The organism is Buchnera aphidicola (Formosaphis micheliae), assembly GCF_039403185.1.
Lineage (GTDB): Bacteria > Pseudomonadota > Gammaproteobacteria > Enterobacterales > Enterobacteriaceae > Buchnera_C > Buchnera_C aphidicola_B.
The window spans coordinates 341,403-360,519 of sequence record NZ_CP135047.1 but is presented as its reverse complement, the minus strand read 5'-3'; the positions used below and the strand labels follow the sequence as shown (position 1 = coordinate 360,519).

General features: G+C 24.0%; 15 protein-coding genes and 1 pseudogene. 12 read left to right on the top strand and 4 right to left on the bottom strand.

Going from position 1 to position 19,117, the window contains the following annotated elements:
• Positions 1-9: 9 nt before the first annotated feature.
• The 7 genes from rbfA (at position 10) to RJX12_RS01475 (ending at position 6,131) form a co-directional block, all read left to right on the top strand.
• Positions 10-366 (top strand): 30S ribosome-binding factor RbfA, encoded by a 357-nt coding sequence (rbfA, locus tag RJX12_RS01500; RefSeq protein WP_343192006.1) that lies wholly within the window; start codon positions 10-12, stop codon positions 364-366.
• A 139-nt stretch (positions 367-505) separates the two neighbouring features.
• Positions 506-754, top strand: coding sequence for a hypothetical protein (locus tag RJX12_RS01495; RefSeq protein ID WP_343192005.1), 249 nt, complete (start codon positions 506-508; stop codon positions 752-754).
• Between the two features lies 1 nt (position 755).
• Positions 756-1,217, top strand: a complete 462-nt coding sequence (locus RJX12_RS01490) for a hypothetical protein (RefSeq protein ID WP_343192389.1) — start codon at positions 756-758, stop codon at positions 1,215-1,217.
• Positions 1,201-1,332: a tRNA pseudouridine(55) synthase TruB gene (locus tag RJX12_RS02490; protein WP_428994275.1), complete on the top strand. Its 132-nt coding sequence runs from the start codon at positions 1,201-1,203 to the stop codon at positions 1,330-1,332. The genes RJX12_RS01490 and RJX12_RS02490 overlap by 17 nt, the downstream gene beginning before the upstream one ends.
• A gap of 24 nt (positions 1,333-1,356) precedes the next feature.
• Positions 1,357-1,626, top strand: a complete 270-nt coding sequence (gene rpsO, locus RJX12_RS01485) for a 30S ribosomal protein S15 (RefSeq protein ID WP_343192004.1) — start codon at positions 1,357-1,359, stop codon at positions 1,624-1,626.
• A 221-nt stretch (positions 1,627-1,847) separates the two neighbouring features.
• Positions 1,848-3,929, top strand: coding sequence for a polyribonucleotide nucleotidyltransferase (gene pnp, locus RJX12_RS01480; RefSeq protein WP_343192003.1), 2,082 nt, complete (start codon positions 1,848-1,850; stop codon positions 3,927-3,929).
• A gap of 402 nt (positions 3,930-4,331) precedes the next feature.
• A complete protein-coding gene (locus RJX12_RS01475; protein ID WP_343192002.1) occupies positions 4,332-6,131 on the top strand; it encodes a DEAD/DEAH box helicase in 1,800 nt (599 codons plus the stop codon).
• A 102-nt stretch (positions 6,132-6,233) separates the two neighbouring features.
• Here the strand turns inward: RJX12_RS01475 and RJX12_RS01470 are convergent, their stop codons facing one another.
• The 3 genes and pseudogenes from RJX12_RS01470 to argF all read right to left on the bottom strand — a co-directional run bounded on the left by RJX12_RS01470 (position 6,234) and on the right by argF (position 9,225).
• Positions 6,234-6,623 carry a RidA family protein gene (locus RJX12_RS01470; RefSeq protein WP_343192001.1) on the bottom strand — a complete coding sequence of 130 codons (390 nt, stop codon included), beginning with the start codon at positions 6,621-6,623 and terminating at the stop codon, positions 6,234-6,236.
• A gap of 568 nt (positions 6,624-7,191) precedes the next feature.
• Positions 7,192-8,116: pseudogene (pyrB, locus tag RJX12_RS01465) on the bottom strand (aspartate carbamoyltransferase); the annotation flags it as partial.
• Positions 8,117-8,205: 89 nt separating this feature from the next.
• Complete coding sequence (argF, locus tag RJX12_RS01460) at positions 8,206-9,225, bottom strand: ornithine carbamoyltransferase (RefSeq protein WP_343192000.1); 1,020 nt, start codon at positions 9,223-9,225, stop codon at positions 8,206-8,208.
• A gap of 370 nt (positions 9,226-9,595) precedes the next feature.
• Here argF and RJX12_RS01455 point away from each other — a divergent pair, with 370 nt between their 5' ends.
• The 5 genes from RJX12_RS01455 (at position 9,596) to RJX12_RS01435 (ending at position 18,416) form a co-directional block, all read left to right on the top strand.
• Complete coding sequence (locus RJX12_RS01455) at positions 9,596-11,110, top strand: leucyl aminopeptidase (protein WP_343191999.1); 1,515 nt, start codon at positions 9,596-9,598, stop codon at positions 11,108-11,110.
• A 158-nt stretch (positions 11,111-11,268) separates the two neighbouring features.
• Complete coding sequence (locus RJX12_RS01450) at positions 11,269-14,124, top strand: valine--tRNA ligase (RefSeq protein ID WP_343191998.1); 2,856 nt, start codon at positions 11,269-11,271, stop codon at positions 14,122-14,124.
• A 213-nt stretch (positions 14,125-14,337) separates the two neighbouring features.
• Positions 14,338-15,285, top strand: a complete 948-nt coding sequence (locus RJX12_RS01445; protein WP_343191997.1) for a rhodanese-related sulfurtransferase — start codon at positions 14,338-14,340, stop codon at positions 15,283-15,285.
• Between the two features lie 511 nt (positions 15,286-15,796).
• Positions 15,797-17,191: an asparagine--tRNA ligase gene (gene asnS, locus RJX12_RS01440; RefSeq protein ID WP_343191996.1), complete on the top strand. Its 1,395-nt coding sequence runs from the start codon at positions 15,797-15,799 to the stop codon at positions 17,189-17,191.
• A gap of 112 nt (positions 17,192-17,303) precedes the next feature.
• Positions 17,304-18,416 (top strand): porin, encoded by a 1,113-nt coding sequence (locus RJX12_RS01435; RefSeq protein WP_343191995.1) that lies wholly within the window; start codon positions 17,304-17,306, stop codon positions 18,414-18,416.
• A gap of 328 nt (positions 18,417-18,744) precedes the next feature.
• Here the strand turns inward: RJX12_RS01435 and RJX12_RS01430 are convergent, their stop codons facing one another.
• Positions 18,745-19,086 carry an HIT domain-containing protein gene (locus RJX12_RS01430; RefSeq protein WP_343191994.1) on the bottom strand — a complete coding sequence of 114 codons (342 nt, stop codon included), beginning with the start codon at positions 19,084-19,086 and terminating at the stop codon, positions 18,745-18,747.
• Positions 19,087-19,117 lie beyond the last annotated feature (31 nt).

The window sequence follows — 19,117 nt, the reverse complement described above, 5'->3', positions numbered from 1 at the left end:
GAATTAATAATGATACTAGAATATCATCGTTCTTATAAAATAGAACAAGAATTAAAAAAACAGTTAGCTACTATTATTCAATATCAATTAAGAGATCCTCGTCTGAATATAATCATTACTATTTCTGATGTTAAGATAACTCGTGATTTTAGTTGTGCAAAGATTTTTTTTACTACATTAAATAATAAAGTCGAGAATATTCAAACTATAATAAGTATTTTAAAAAATGCTTCTGGTTTTATAAGAATTTTATTAAGTAAAAACATAAAATTACGAATTGTACCAAAATTATATTTTATGTATGATGATTCTTTTGTTTATGGTATGAAGATTACTAATTTAATTAATAATATTACGAAAGAATAAATATAATAATTAATAATAATTTTGGTAATAGTAAAAGAGGATATCGTGTTTTTTAGTACAAACAAACATGTTCATGGTGTGTTATTAATAGATAAACCTTGCGGATTATCTTTTAATCATGTTGTTCAGAAAATAAAAAATGTTGTTTGTTAATAAAGTTGGTCATACAAGTTCGTTAGATCCTTTAGCTACTGGAATGTTACCTGTTTTCTGTGGTAAATCAATTAAATTTGCTCAATATTCTATTAATTTTGATAAACGTTATATAGTAATTGCTAAATTAGGTACAAGTACCACTACATCTGATTCTACTGGAGAAATAATAAATATACGTAAAGTAAATTTTACTACTAAAAAATTGAAAGAAACATTGAGATTGTTTCAGTAGAATATTAGCTAAATTTATTCATTATACTCAACGATTCAATATACATGGTATATCGTTGTATAAATATGCTAAAAAAGGAATTATAGTTCCACGTAGATATAGAAAAATTATTATTTATCATTTACAATGTCTTTCTAGAAATAAACATTTAATTAAGTTAGATATTAAGTGTTCTAAAGGAACATATATACGCACTATTATAGATGATTTAGGTGAACTATTAAGTTTCAGTGTTCATGTAGTACAATTACGTCGTATACAAGTAGGATCTTATCCAATAAATAGAATGATAACGTTCAGACAATTGAATTTATTAAAAGATATCAAAGAATTAAATTTGTATAATATTTTGATGTCAATTGATTCTCCTATTTCTTATATTCCTACTATAAATATTTCTAATGAATTAGGTTCTATCTTTAGTCAAGGAAAAAAAATTTTTTCCTATAACAAGAAGATATAAATTAGTCAGAGTATTAAAAAAACATGTATTCATTGGATTAGGAGAGATGGATAATAATACAAGATATATCACACCTAAAAGATTATTATCTTCATTTAATATAAAGGAAAAATAATTTTTTGTCATTATGGAGAAAAATATGTCTCTCAATGAGAGTAAAAAAAGAAGTATTATTATACAATATGGATCTAATGAAAAAGATAGTGGAAAATCTGAAGTGCAAATTGCATTTTTAACAGCTCAGATTAATTACTTGCAGAATCATTTTTTAATACATAAAAAAGATCATTCTAGTCGTAGGGGTTTGTTAAAAATGGTATCTAAACGTCGAAAGTTATTAAATTATTTAAAAAATAATAATTCTACACGATATAATAAAATAATTGAATTATTGTTATTACGTCGTTAATTTAAAATATATTAATTTTAAAATAACAGTAATTTTACAGTAATAAATTAAATTTATAAAAATAAAATTTTTAAAAGGGCTTATATCAGGCCCTTTTTATACTATTATTAGTATATATTAGTAAAAAGGGATAATATTTGTCTATGTTATAATTTATAGGTTCATATTATGAATTAGTTATTTAGGTCATGATCAAAAAATTATATATTAAGGATATTATTTTGCTAAAACCTATTGTGTACAAATTTAAGTATGGTAGACATACTGTAACTTTAGAAACTGGTATGATGGCTAGACAGGCAACTTCTGCCATAATGGTAAGTATGGATGATACTTCTGTATTAGTTACTATTGTAGGTGATAAGATACAAAAAATAGGTCAAAACTTTTTCCCATTAACAGTTAGTTATCAAGAAAGGACATATGCTGTAGGTAGAATTCCTGGAGGTTTTTTCCGTCGAGAAGGACGTCCAAGTGAAAATGAAATACTTATTGCAAGATTAATCGATAGACCTATTCGTCCTTTATTCCCTAAGTATTTTTTTAATGAAGTTCAAATTATAGCTACTGTAGTATCAGTAAATCCTCAAATTAATCCAGATATTGTATCTATTATTGGTGTTTCTGCTGCATTAAGTTTATCAGGAATCCCATTTCAAGGTCCTATTGGAGCATCAAGAGTTGGTTTGATTGATAATCAATATATTTTAAATCCTACTACTGATGAATTAAAAGTAAGTAATTTAGATTTGGTCGTTTCGGGTACTAGTACTGCTATTTTAATGGTTGAAGCTGAAGCTAATATATTAAGTGAAGAAAAAATTATTGATGCTATTTTATTTGCACACCAACAACAAAGAATAGTCATAGATAACATTCGAATTTTTTCTGATAAATATAAGAAATCTCAGTGGAATATAAATATATTACCTATTGATGATTTGTTAAAAGCTAAAATATTAAATTTATCTAAATGTAGTTTAGAGAACGCATATAAAATTATTGAAAAGAAAGAAAGATTTGAACAATTAAAATATATTAAGAATGAGATTATAGAAAATTTAATTAAAGAAGATTCCTCTTTAGACATATCAATAATTGAGTATATATTTTATGAAATAGAACGAAATATAGTACGTAATCGCATTTTAAAAAATAATATACGTATTGATGGCAGAGATCATGATATGATTCGTTCTTTAGATATGTGTACTGGAATTTTACCTAGAGCACATGGATCGGCTTTATTTACTAGAGGAGAAACTCAAGTATTAGTATCTGCGACATTAGGTACTTCTCGAGACGCTCAAAATTTAGATGATTTACTAGGTGATAGAATAGATCACTTTTTGTTTCATTATAACTTTCCAGCTTATTCTGTGGGTGAAATTGGTATAATTGGATCACCAAAAAGACGTGAAATAGGACATGGAAGATTAGCTAAACGTAGTATATTAGCTGTAATGCCAAATATAGAATTATTTCCTTATACTATTAGAATAGTGTCAGAAGTTACTGAATCAAATGGTTCTTCGTCAATGGCATCAGTATGTGGAGCATCATTAGCATTAATGGATGCGGGAGTTCCTATTAATTCAGCTGTTGCTGGTATTGCTATGGGTTTAGTAAAAGAAGGTGAAAATTATGTAATACTTTCTGATATTTTAGGAGATGAAGATCATTTAGGAGATATGGATTTCAAAGTAGCTGGAACAAAAGATGGTATTACAGCATTACAAATGGACATAAAAATAGAAGGTGTTACTGATACTATTATGACATTAGCATTAGAGAAAGCCAAAAAAGCTAGATTATATATTTTAAATATCATGGAAAAATCTTTAAAAGCACCTAGACATGAAATTTCTGAATTTGCTCCACGTATACATGTTATCAAAATTAATCCAGAAAAAATTAAAGATGTTATAGGAAAAGGTGGTTCTATAATTAGAATGTTAACTGAAGAAACTGGCACAACAATTGAAATAGAAGATGATGGGACAGTAAAAATTTCTGCAGTAATGCAAGAAAAAGCAGATAATGCTATTCGTAGAATTGAAGAAATTACAGCTGAAGTGGAAGTCGGTCGAATATATTCTGGAAAAGTAACACGTATTGTTGATTTTGGAGCTTTTGTTTCAATTGGAGTAGGAAAAGAGGGATTAGTTCATATTTCTCAAATATCTAATAAAAGAGTAGAAAAGGTAACTCATTATCTTAAAATTAATCAGATTGTATCAGTAAAAGTTTTAGAAATGGATCGTCAAGGTCGTTTGCGTTTAAGTATTAAAGAAGTTGAATGAAATATATATATTATAGTATTTTAGTATTACCTTACATGATAAATTTTATTTAAGTTGTAAAATTAGAAATGTGTTTGTTAATTTGAGATTATATATGTTTAGTAAATTTTATTTAGTAACGATTAATATTGTATTTTATTGAAAAAAGTTTAACATAGATATTATCTATCTATATAATTTTTAAAATTTTTAAATAGATTATATTGATAATTATTATAAAATAATTTAGATAAAAGTAATTAAATTTATTTGATATATAAAAATAAATATAAATTTTTTTTAAATAAAAAATGTTTTTTTATATTTTGTATAATGTAATAAGTTTTTTATCGTTTAAATTAAGTATATTTTATTATAAATTATATTCACTCGCAGTTGTCACATAAGAGGTACACGTACTGCATGACACATACTGAAAATACATTTTCTACTCTTGGTTTAAATTCACATATTGTTAAAGCGTTAGGTGAATTAGGATATAAAAAACCATCTCCTATTCAATCTGCATGCATTCCTCATTTATTATTAGGAAAAGACGTTTTAGGTATGGCTCAAACTGGAAGTGGAAAAACTGCTGCTTTTTCTTTACCCTTATTAAACAATATACAATTAAATATAAGTTTACCACAAATTTTAGTGTTAACACCTACTAGAGAATTAGCTATACAGGTGGCTGAAGCTTTTTCTGAATTTTCAAAGTATATATCTGGAATACGAGTTTTAGCTTTGTATGGTGGTCAAAGATATGAATCACAATTAAGAGCTCTTAGAGAAGGTTCTCAAGTCGTAGTAGGGACTCCTGGTCGTTTATTAGATCATTTAAAAAGAGGAACTTTAAATTTATCAAAATTACGAGGAGTGGTGTTAGACGAAGCAGATGAAATGTTGAGAATGGGTTTTATAGAAGATGTAGAATCTATTATGTCTAATATTCCTGATAATCATCAAACAGCTTTGTTTTCTGCTACAATGCCAGATGTTATTCGTCGTATTTCACGTCGATTTATGAAAAATACAAAAGAAGTACGTATTCAATCAAGTATTACTACACGACCTGATATACAACAAAGTTTTTGGATTGTATATGGACGTAAAACTGATGCTTTGATACGTTTTTTAGAAGTAGAAGATTTTTCTGCTTCTATTATTTTTGTTCGTACTAAAAATGCTACATTAGAAGTGTCAGAAGCATTAGAAAAAAGTGGTTATAATAGTGCTGCTTTAAATGGAGACATGAATCAGTCTTTACGAGAACAAACTTTAGAAAGATTAAAAGATGGACGTTTAGATATTTTAATTGCTACTGATGTAGCAGCTCGTGGTTTAGATGTTGATCGAATTAGTTTTGTAATTAATTATGATATTCCTATGGATGTTGAATCATATGTACATAGAATAGGGAGAACTGGTAGAGCAGGTAGAACAGGAAAAGCTTTATTGTTTGTTGAAAATAGAGAGAGACGATTGTTGCGTAATATTGAACGTACTATAAAAATTAATATTAAAGAAGTAGAATTGCCAAAAACGGAATTATTGAGCGAACGTCGTCTCTCTAGATTTTCTAAAAAAATTAAAATACAATTACAGAGTATAGATTTAGATGATTACCGCTCTTTATTGCCAAAATTAAAGCCAGAAAATACACTAGATATAGAAAGTTTAGCTGCAGCTTTATTAAAAATGGCTCAAGGTGAAAGACCTTTAATCATAAAACCTGATGAACAAATAAGAAAAATTAGTAAATTACCTTATGAAGAAGAAAGACAGCATACTTATAGTAAAATGAGTAAATTTCGTCGAGATAGAAGAGATTTAAAAGATATAGATTTATATCGTATTGAAGTAGGTCGTGATGACGGAGTAGAAGTTCGTCATATAGTAGGAGCTATTGCTAATGAAGGTAATATTACTAGTCGTCAAATTGGAAATATTAAACTTTTTGCTTCTTATGCTACTATTGAATTACCTCATGGTTTATCTAAAGATTTATTAAAACGTTTAGTACGTACTAGAATTCTCAATAAAAATATCAATTTAAAGCTTTTATCTTTAAGAAATTATATTACTAGACATCGAAAAAATATGCGTATAATTGATAGTCGGCGTTTTAAAGAACGTAATCAGAATTCTAATAATTTTAATAATAATAGTAAACAAGATAATATTAAAAGTTATATATCTTCTCGTCGTCGTAATATATGATATATTCCTTGATTTATGCCACTTTGTGGCATATTTGAAAATTATAAATGATTATTTTAAAATTTAGTTCCTGGAAAAATGTTCCAGGATTATTCCATTATTTTAATTATTCATTGCTATGACTTCTATTTCAATTTTTGCATTATTAGGTAAAGAGGACACTTGTACACATGATCTAGCTGGAAATGTTGTAGATTCATTTATTATAAAAAAATTTTTATATACTTTATTTACTGTCTCTAATTGATTTATATCTGTTAAAAAAATAGTTGTTTTAATTATGTCTTTTATTTTTAAGCCTGAGTGTTCAATAATTGTTTTGATATGTTTTAAAGTGATAGTTGTTTGATGCTCAATGTCTCCTTTAATATTATTTGAATTAATTTCTATAGGAATTTGTCCTGATACAAATACCATTTTTCCATATTTTATAGCTTGAGAGTATGGACCTATAGGTTGAGGGGCTTGTTTTGTAGTAATTGATTTAAGCATATATATCCTTTATTATTGAATAGTTTTTATTTATTAAATATATAATTTTAAATTAATAATTTTAATTAATAATTATACATATATAACGATTATTTATAATTACATAGAATTACATGTTTTTCGAATTATTTTTTACAATATTTAGATTTTAAATTTATCTATTTATTTTAAATGAATTTGAAATTAAAATTAATAGTATTAGTATTACTAATGTAACTAATATTTGGACATATTAATATTTTTTATAATATTAGGTAATAATATAAGAAATATTTTTCTAACTAGTTAATAATTATCGATATAGTTTATACTAACATATGGATTATACATTTTTTTAATTTGTTGATTTGTCCATTAGTTAAAAATATGTTTTCTACTTTAATAATATCTTGTTTATATATTTTTTTGGAAAGTAAATTCAAATCTATATTAATTTTTTTTCAGTTTTAGTTAATTTGAAAAATGTTAACAATTTTAATTTGATATATTATGGAATATGATTAATAATACTTCCATATTTAATTTTTTCTGTTTTTATTTTGTATACATCATTATTTTTATCAATATTTAAGTTTTTATTTAATATTAAAGATAATAATTCTTGTCCTTGTATAAATTTTATTTTTTTCTTGTTTAAAGTACCATAAATAATTTGTATGATCTATATTAATAGAAATTTCATTAATACAAAGTAGTGGATGTAATATTTTTAAATTTTTTTTACTTTTTTTTTAAATCTATTAATCGCAAAATAAATTGAGATTAAGTATTGAAATGTTTAGTAATATTGAATTTTTCTGTCTGAATTTTATTGATATAAAGAATATCTTTTTTATTAATAATATCTTTAATATTATTACATCTAATCCATTTTATTTTTTTTGATAACATATTACATATGTTATGTGGTATAGTTAAGGAATCTGGAGAAATAAAAAAAACGAATTATTTTCAAATTTAGATAAATATTATGTTAACGAATGAACTGTTCTTCCATATTTTAAATTTCCTACCATAGTAATTTTAAGGTTATTTAATCTGTATTGAATTTCTTAGATAGTAAATAAATCTAATAAATTTTGTGTTGGATATTGATTAGCTCTATCACCTGAATTTAAGTATAGATATGTTATTAGAATATTCTGACGCTAATTTAGTAGCTCCTTCTTGTGAATGTCTAATAACAATTACATCAGCATACGTACTTACTTATGACTAATATAGTATCAGCTAATGATTCTCCTTTTTATTTAAAGAGATATCGTTTATTATTAGTAAAACCTATTAAAGAAGCTCCTCATCGATGAATTACTGCTTCAAATGATAATCTAGTTTGTGTTAAAGGCTCAAAAAACAACTGCAATAATTTTATTTTTAATATATCAGATTTCGTATTTTTTTAAAAAATCAGAAATTTTTAATATTAATTCTAATTGATTACGATTAAAATTATGAATAGAAATTATGTATTTTTTATATAACGAATGTTCCATATTTATTTACTTTAAGAAATGATGTAAAAATATTTATTTTATGTAATTTAATTGATATAGTTTTTTTTTAATTATTTATATGTGATTTTTTAGGATACGAGATTATTTTCTGTTAGAGTAGATATAATTAAAGCTTTGATAGTATGTAATCTATTTTCAGATTGTTCGAAAATAGTATCAGAATGTTTTTTAAAAATAGAATGAGTAATTTCCATTCCTGTTTGTAAATTAAATTTGTTTAATATTTTTTTCCCTATTATAGTAGTTTGATCATGAAAAGCAGGTAAACAATGTAGTATTTTGACATGTTCATTTTCTGTTAAATTAATCATAGTATCATTGACTTGATATTTTTTTAATAGTTGAATTCTTTTTTCCCATAATTTATCAGATTCTCCCATAGATACCCAAACGTCTGTATATATAAAATCTACATTTTTTACTCCTTCAGCAACATTTTCAGTACAAATGATTGTTCCATATTTTTTTTGTGCTATTAATTGACATTTTAATAAAATTTTTTTATCAGGCCAATATTGTTTAGGAGCTACTAATCTTAAGTTTAATCCTGTTATTGCTGCTGCTTCTAAAAGGGTATGACTAATGTTGTTTTTTGCATTACCAACGTAAGCACAATGAATTTCATGCATATATTTTTGAGTACATAATTCTTGTATAGTACACAAATCAGCTAAAAGTTGAGTAGGATGATATTTATCTGTTAATCCATTCCAAACTGGAATAGTAGAAAATTGAGATAATGTTTTTACAATATTATGGTCATGACCTCTATATTGTATACCATGATACATTCTACTTAATACTTTAACAGTATCTATAATAGATTCTTTATATTCAAAATGCGTATTACCAGGACCTAAATAAGTGACATTTGCTCCTTGATCAAATGCTGCTACTTCAAAAGCACACCTTGTACGAGTGGATGCTTTTTCAAAAATTAATACAATATTTTTTTTTAAAAGATATTGTATTTCTTTTTTATTTTTTTTTATTTGTTTTAATTTTATGGCTAATTTAATTAAATACATTATTTCAGATTGTGTAAAATCAGATAGTTTTAGAAAATGACGGTTATATAATGTGTTCATATTAAAAATCTTTTTTTTAAAAAAATAATTGTTTTAAATGTTATTTATTACCATATAATTTATATGATATTTTAACTAAAAATATACTAATTATGATGTTAATCATATATTATTATGTTGTAATGTTATAAGTGTGATATTATCAATAAAATATGTTAGTAAATAATTAAAATATCTTTGTAATAAATAAATGAATATTAATTTCATTATGATATTATAAAATATTCTTTTATTTTATTCTTAAATTTATTTTAATCTTATATCTTAAACTATAGTTTGACAAGATATATTGTTGTATATCTTATTTTTATATTTATAATTAATGGATTTATTATTTAATATTTTAAATAAAATTGCTTTGGGTGAAATTATGAAATTTCATATAAATTATTTTAATGTAGAACAATTAAAAAAAGAATGTGTAGTAGTAGGTGTTTTTGAAAATAAAAAATTATCTATAGCTGCAAAATATTTAGATGAAATTAGTAAAGGATGTATTAATAAATATATTTTATCTGGAGAATTAGAAGGAAAAGTTAATCAATTTTTATTGTTATATAATGTTCCTCATATTTTTTCTGATAGAGTTTTATTAATAGGATGTGGAAAAGAATCTGATTTTAATGAAGATATATATAGAAAGATTCTTTTAAAAACTATGTATGTTTTAAACAGTACATCTGCTACGGAGGCAGTATTATTTATAAACAACTTATTTATAGATAATAAAAATATGTATTGGAAGATTAGGGTAGCTTTAGAAGTAATTGAAAAGTTTTCATATCAATTTAATTATTTTAAAAGTATATATAAAATCAAACGATCAACGTTGCATAATATATTTTTTAATATTTATCAAAAGTCAGATATATTTTTTGGAGAAATGGCTATACAACATGGGGTAATTATTAATCAAGGTATTAAAGAAACTAAAGATCTTGCTAATCTACCTCCTAATATTTGTACACCTAATTATTTAAAATTAAAAGTAAAAAATTTAGAACAAAATAGCGATTCTAAATTATCAATAGAGATAGTAGATGAAAAATTACTTAATATGTTAGGTATGAATGCATATTTAGCGGTAAGCAAAGGTTCAAAAAATAAACCTTATATGTCATTAATAAAATATAATGGATTAAATAACAATATGTTTCAATCAATTATTTTAATTGGTAAAGGAGTCACATTCGATTCTGGAGGATTATCTATCAAATCTTCAAAATGTATGGATGAAATGAAATATGATATGTCAGGAGCTGCTGTTGTATATGGTATAATGTATATTGTAATAAAATTAAAATTACCTTTAAATATTATAGGAATTTTAGCTAGTTGTGAAAATATGCCAGGTGGAGGAGCATTTCGTCCAGGCGATATTATTAAAACGATGTCTGGAGCAACAGTAGAAGTTTTAGATACTGATGCTGAAGGACGTTTAATATTATGTGATATATTAACTTATGTAGAAAGATTTCAACCAAGTATAGTAATTGATATTGCTACTTTGACTGGTGCGTGTGTGACTGCTTTAGGAAATAGTATTAGTGGTTTATTTTCTAACTGTAATTTATTAGTTAAAGATATAATTAAGGCTAGTAAACAAACTGGAGATACAGTATGGCAGTTACCTATATTTGATAAATATAAAGATACTTTACATTCTAATTTTGCTGATTTAGCTAATATTAGTAATACAAAATCAGCTGGAGCAATTACTGCAGCTTGTTTTTTATCTCATTTTGTTAAAAAATATCATTGGGCCCATATAGATATAGCAGGTACAAGTTGGGTTTCTGGTAAAAATAAAGGTTCTACTGGAAGACCTATTTTATTATTAATTCAATTTTTATTAAACAAATCTGGTTTAAATTTTTATTCTTAAAAAATATATTAAATTAATATAATATAATTATTTATTAAATAATATTGAATAAAAATTAAATATTATATAGTAGTTTATTATCTGATAAAATACGAGGTATATAATTAATTATTATTGTTAAACTAATAAATATAATATTGATTATTAAAAGTATACATATGAAAAAAAATTTTATACCACAAGATATTGAGAAACATTTATATAATTTTTGGGAAACTAATTTATTGTTTCAACCAACTAATAATTTAAGTAAAAATAATTTTTGTATTATGATTCCGCCTCCTAATATTACAGGTAATTTGCATATGGGGCATGCTTTTCAACAGACTATAATGGATATTTTAATTAGGTATCATCGGATGATGGGTGATAACACTTTTTGGCAAGTAGGAACTGATCATGCTGGTATTGCAACACAAGTAATTGTTGAAAAAAAATTATTACTGGAAGAAAAAAAAAATAGACAAGAATATACAAGAAAAAAATTTATAAACAAGATATGGGAGTGGAAGAAGTTATCTAGTTCAGAAATTGTTTATCAAATGCGCAGGTTGGGTAATTCTGTTGATTGGAGTCGTGAGCGTTTTACATTAGATATGGGTATTTCACAAGCTGTAATACAAGCGTTTATTTTACTGTATAAAGATAATTTAATTTACAGAAAAAAAAGATTAGTAAATTGGGATCCAAAGATGCAAACAGTGGTCTCTGATTTAGAGGTTAACAATAAACTAGTTAATGGATTTATATGGTATATTAAATATCCTTTATTGGAAGATTGTTCAGCGTTTTATAAAGATAAATATTTAGTGGTTGCGACTACTCGTCCAGAAACATTATTTGGTGATGTAGCGATAGCTATTAATCCTAATGATAAAAGGTATTTAAAGTTATTAGGTAAACATGTTTTAATTCCATTAATCAATCGTCCTATTCCTATTATTTTTGATGAATATGTTAAAATAAATCAAGACACTGGATGTGTAAAAATTACACCAGGGCACGATTTTAATGATTATAAGGTGAGTATAAAACATAATTTACCAATTATTAATATTTTTACTTTAGACGGTAAGATAATAGATTTTCCAAAATGTTTTAATATTTCTGGGAAAATATATGATTATCAATCATATGTTATTCCTACTCAATTTAAAAACTTAGATCGTTTTATTGCAAGAAAGTATATTATTGATGAACTAAGTATATTAAATTTATTAGATCAAGTTATTTCACGTAAAATTATGGTACCGCATGGTGATAGAAGTGGATCAGTAATTGAACCAATGTTAACTAATCAGTGGTATTTACGCACCACTCAATTAGCAAAAGTAGCAACGCAAGCGGTGAGGAACGGAGATATTGTATTTATTCCAAAACAATATAAAAATTTATATTTTTCATGGATGGAAAATATTCAAGATTGGTGTATTTCTAGACAATTATGGTGGGGACATCGAATTCCTGTTTGGTATGATTTAGATAATAATATATATGTTGGAAAAAATGAAATGGAGGTTCGTCAAAAATATAATATTAATTCAGATAAAATAATTACACAAGATGAAGATGTATTAGATACATGGTTTTCTTCTAGTTTATGGTCATTTGCTTCATTAGGTTGGCCAAATAATACAGATTTTTTAAAGCGTTTTCATCCCACTAGTGTTTTAGTTAGTGGTTTTGATATTATATTTTTTTGGATAGCTCGTATGATTATGTTAACCATGTATCTAATAAAGGATGATAAAGGAAATCCACAAATACCATTTAAAACTATATATATTACAGGGTTAATTCGTGATGAAAATGGAAAAAAAATGTCTAAATCACATGGTAATGTAATTGATCCTATAGATATGATTGATGGTATTAGTTTAGAACAGTTAATTAACAAACGTACAATTTATATGATTAAATCTCATAATTTGCAGGATATTGTTCTAAAGACTAAAAAATTATTTCCAAAAGGCATTCAGGCAACAGGTGCTGATGCGTTACGGTTTACTTTTTCTTCTTTAGCATCAACTGCACGTGAAATTGTTTGGGATATGAATCGACTAAAAGGTTATCGTAATTTTTGCAATAAGTTATGGAACGCTAGTCGATTCATTTTGCTAAATGTGTCAAATAAAGAATTAATTCAGTATAAACATTTTAAATTTTTAACTTTAGCTGATCAATGGATCATCTTAGAATTTAATGATGTTGTAAAGAAATATCGCAATGCTTTAGATACTTATCGATTTGATCAAGCATCTAATATATTATATGATTTTGTATGGTATAAATTTTGCGATTGGTATTTAGAATCAGTAAAAAAATTTATTCATAGTTCAGATCGTTTAGATTTAACAGGTACTAAATATACTTTAGTACAAGTACTTGAAGCGTTATTATGTTTGGCTCATCCAATTATTCCTTTTATTACTGAAGAAATTTGGCAAAGAATTAGAATATTGACTAATATTTCAGATAAGAGTATTATGTTGCGGAAATTTCCTGAATATAATATTAATTTAATAGATAATTCAGTAATATTTAATATGAATTGGATTCAATCTGTAGTAGTTTCTATTAGAAACATTCGTTCATCAATTAAATCTCTTGCTAATAAATTATTACCTGTATTTTTTAAACATGTAGATAGCAAAATAATTGATATTATTAAAATACATGAAAATTATTTAAAAATGTTAGCTCAATTAAAAAGTATTACTATTGTTTCAGATAATGCAAAACTTCCTTTATCGATTACTAAACTTTTAGATGGTGCAGAATTATCAGTTCCTATTTCAGGTATAGTAGATAAAGATTTTGAGATCACTCGTTTATATAAGGAAATACATATTATTCAGTCAAATTTAATAAATATAAAAAATAAATTATCAGATAAAAAATATGTAAAATTTGCCCCAATTAATATTATTAAAAAAGATAAATTAACGTTATTAAATTTAGAAAATATGCAATATAAATTAATTAAGCAAATACAATTGATATTAGAATTATGATACAATAAAATAGTTTTATATAAAAGTAATCATTTTTATATTATAAATACATATATTTTTTAATTTTTATTTTATTATATATGATATATAATTTTGTTTCATATTAATTTAACTTTATAGAATATAAAAAATAGTTTTTATGGTTTTTTATATATGGATAAAATTTATATTGTTTAAAATATAAAATATTTTTTTGTAAAGGAATAATGATATATGTCATATCTTTATAATCGTATTTCTAACAAATTATTAAAATCTAATTTTGTATATGATAGTGAAGAACGTATAACAATTTCTTTTTATAAATATTGTGATATTAGTAATCCTACATTAATTAGAAATAATTTATATACAGGTTTTAATGATTTAAACATATTAGGTAGAATTTATATTGCAAATGAAGGTATTAATGCACAAATTAGTGTACCAATAAAAAATTATACTATAATGAAGGCATATTTATTTACATTATGTAATCAATTTTATCATTTTAATATGAATCATGCGTTGGATCGTAAACAATCTTTTTGGAGTTTACGTGTGAAAGTAAGAAATAAAATTGTTGCAGATGGTTTTAATGAAGATGTATTATTTGACAATAAAAATGTTGGTGTATATTTAACAGCTAGTCGTGTTAATATGATGTTAGATGATAATGATGTGACGTTTATTGATATGAGAAATATTTATGAATATGAAGTAGGTCATTTTGAAAATGCAGTAGTAATTTATAAAAATACTTTTCGTGATCAACTAAAAGTTATTGTAGATTTATTCCATAATAAAAAAAATAAAAAAATTGTTATGTACTGTACAGGTGGTATTCGTTGCGAGAAGGCTACTTTTTGGATGAAGATAAATGGTTTTAAAAAAATATATCATATTTATGGAGGTATTTTAGGGTATGTGCATGATGCTAAAAAAAATAAGTTACCTATTCGTTTTAAAGGAAAAAATTTTGTATTTGATGCTAGATTAGGAGAACGAGTTTCTAAAGATATTATTTCTTATTGTCATCAATGCTATGAAGCTTGTGATACTCATAGAAATTGTAATTATAACTTTTGTCATAAACTTTTTATTCAATGTATTTCATGTAATGAAACATTTTATGGTTGTTGTTCAGTTAATTGTTTTGATCAATTATATGGTATTATTTAATTATTTTTTTTAATTATAAGTATGTTTATATTAATGTTGTTTGTGAATATTCTATATTATATGTACAATGTACAGATTTAATAGATTTTCATATTATATATAGTTATAATTAAAAATAAATATGTAATTTTACATAATATGATTGATATAATATAAAATATATATAAAACTATATTTTTATATTCACAAGAGATTATAAAGATTATTAGATATCTATATTGCTTATTTATTAAATAAATATACAATGATCATTATGTTTATTTAATTTAAAATAAATGTGTATTAATTAATATATTTTTTAATATATAATTATTAAATATTTTATTATATTTAAAATAAATATTTATATGTATATAAGATATGCATATTTTAAAAAAATAATTTTATAAAATATATTGATTTAATTTTAACTCAAGTAATTATTAATAATTATTTTAGTATACTTGTTAATTTAAGATAGTATGAGATATAATTTAATTTAATTAATTAGATGATATTAATGGAATGATTTATGAATGTAGTATCAATAGTTAATGTACATTTAAATAGGACAAAATTAGATAGTATAATTATTATTCAAGGATGGGTACGGAGTCGAAGAACTTCAAAATTAGGAATATCATTTATTAATGTTTATGACGGTTCTTGTTTGAATTCTATACAAGTAGTAGCAAGTGATATTCTTAATAATTATACTACAGAGGTGTTACATTTAACATCTGGTTGTTCTGTCACTGTTACTGGACAATTAATTTTATCTCAGGGAAAAGAACAAGTATATGAAGTTAAAGCTATAAAAATAGTAGTATTAGGATGGATTAAAAATCCTAACACTTATCCAATTTCTTTAAAAAAACATAGTATAGAATATCTTAGAGATGTTGCTCATTTAAGAATTCGTACTAATTTAATTGGAGCTATTACTAGAATAAGACATGTTTTAATTAAAGCATTACATAAATTTCTTGATCAAAAAGGTTATTTTTTAGTAGCTACGCCTATAATTACAGCAGTTAATGCAGAAGGTGCTGGTGAAATGTTTCGGGTATCTACTCTAGATATACATAATATGTCTGGAGAAAAAAATATTAATTTTAATGAAGATTTTTTTGGTAAAGAGTCATTTTTAACTGTATCTGGTCAATTAACTTTAGAAGCATATGCATGTGCTCTGTCAAAAGTGTATACTTTTGGGCCAACTTTTAGAGCAGAAAATTCAAATACAAGTAGACATCTAGCGGAATTCTGGATGTTAGAAGTAGAAACAGCTTTTTTTACATTGAAAGATATATGTTCTTTTTCAGAAGAAATGTTAAAATATTCGGTATCTGTTGTATTAAATGAATGTAAACAAGACATTATTTTTTTAAAAAATTTTAATGAATTAAATATTGTAAATCGGTTAAAATACTTTTTAGATAGTGATTTTATTAATATTAATTATATAGATGTTGTTAATATTTTATTAAAATCAAATATTAAATTTAGAAATGATGTATTTTTAGGAATGAATTTATCAACTGATCATGAACGATATATTACTGAAAAATATTTTAAAAAACCTGTAATAATTAGTAACTATCCTAAAAACAAAAAAGCATTTTATATGCGTTTAAATAACGATCAGAAAACAGTATCTGCAATGGACGTAATACTACCTAATATTGGAGAAATTATAGGTGGTTCTCAAAGAGAAGAAAGACTTGAAGTATTAGATAGTAGATTATTAGAGTTAGGATTAAATAAGAAAGATTATTGGTGGTATAGAGATTTAAGAAAATATGGTACAGTACCTCATTCAGGTTTTGGACTAGGTATAGAAAGGTTTATAGCTTATATTACTGGTATTAAAAATATAAAAGATATGATCCCTTTTCCTAGAACTGTACGTAATATTGATTTTTAGTAAACATAAATTAATCAATAAGATAAAACTAGTTGTTTTATTATTCTGTTAATAAAAAATAATAGTTGTTTAATATTAAATATAACTGAAGGTTATGAGGTAATAGATAAAAATGATAAATCGTATTGCTTTGATCATAATGATGCCAATTTTATTAATTATGAGTACAGTATATGGAGTAGAAATATATAATAAAAATGGAAATACGTTAAATGTTTATGGAGAGATTGATCAAAAAAATAGATTTGTAAATCAACCGCGTTCTATAATTAAAACATATGATGTTGATGCTAGTGAATATACTATTGGTCTTTTTGGAACAACAGATATTGGTAATCAATTAACAGGATATTCTTGTTTAGAATATACTGGAAAAGGTTTTGTTTTAGATAAGTATATAAAACATTATTATGATGATAAAATAAATTTAGGATTAGTTGGAGTTAAATTTGGTAATTGGAGTTCTATAGATTATGGAAGAAATTACGGAATTATGTACGATGCTAAATCTGTAACCAATCCTCATGGTTTTGTACATGGTAACAATTTTTTTAAAGAAGATGATGCATTCTTAATTCATCGTACGAGCAATGTACTGACTTATCGTAATCATAATTTTTTTGGTTTATCAAATCATTTAAAAACTAGTTTACAGTATCAATCAAAACATCAACATTCTAATCTCGCTAAAGAAAATGGAGATGGTTGGGGTAGTTCTATACAATACACTAATAAATATGGTATTACTGCAGTAGCATCTTGGTTTTCTAGTAATCGAACACCTATTCAAATTATGGATGGACAAGGAGATAATGCTGATGCATATGGAATAGGTTTAAAGTATGCAAAAAATAATTGTTATATTGCTGGTTTTTATGGAGAAGGTCATAATGTAACTCCATATGCTAAAAATACTAAATTTATTGGTGAATCTAGTAATTTAGAATTTTTTGGTGAATATAATTTTGATTTTGGATTAAGTTCTTCTTTAGCTTACTCTGAATCATATGGAAAAAATATGCATACAATGGATCAAAAAAGTTTTGCAGATAAAAGAGTTTTAAATAGACAAATGAATGTATCTGGTCATTATAATTTTAGTGATCACATGTATTCTTATGTAGATTATAAATTTGATTTATTAAAACATAATAAGAATGCTGACATAATTGATGGAGTTCATGAAGGTAATGTGATTAGTGCCGGTATCATTTATAAATTTTAATAAATGATATTTTGTATTAATTTAATTATCTACTATGTTATATAATATTTAAAAATTGAAAATTATTATTACAATATAATATTAATTAATATTATCTCTGCTGATTAATCATTTCATTTTAACTGACTCGTTTTATTGTTATTACAAAATGAAATTCAGCAGAGCAAATAGATAAAATTATGATGTTTTATGAAAAGTAAAATTAATCATTATTTATTAAATTTATTTTTTATATTATAGGATAATAACGTATTTTTTATTTAAGTGTTATATATTTGTATATAAATTATTTTAATTATGTATTATGGGTTTGAATTTGTTTATTATATCAAATGTTTTTTAGTAGTTCACCTCCAATTAAATGTACATGTAAATGTGGTATTTCTTGTCTTCCGTGATTATTGCAGTTTAATATTAAACGATAGCCTGAATTATGTATACCCATTTTTTTTGCTATATTAATAGCAGTAAAAAAAATATCAGTTAAAATATATTTATTGTTTTCATTAATTTCATTAGATGAAACAATTTTTGTATTTGGCACGATTAAAATATGAACTGGATATTTAGGACGAATATCTTTAAATGCTGTAACTCTTTTGTCTTGAAATATTATGTCTGATTTTATTTGTCTAGAGATAATTTTTTCAAAAATATTATTTTTTTCCATATTTTCTTTATATTTTATGATAATAAAAGTA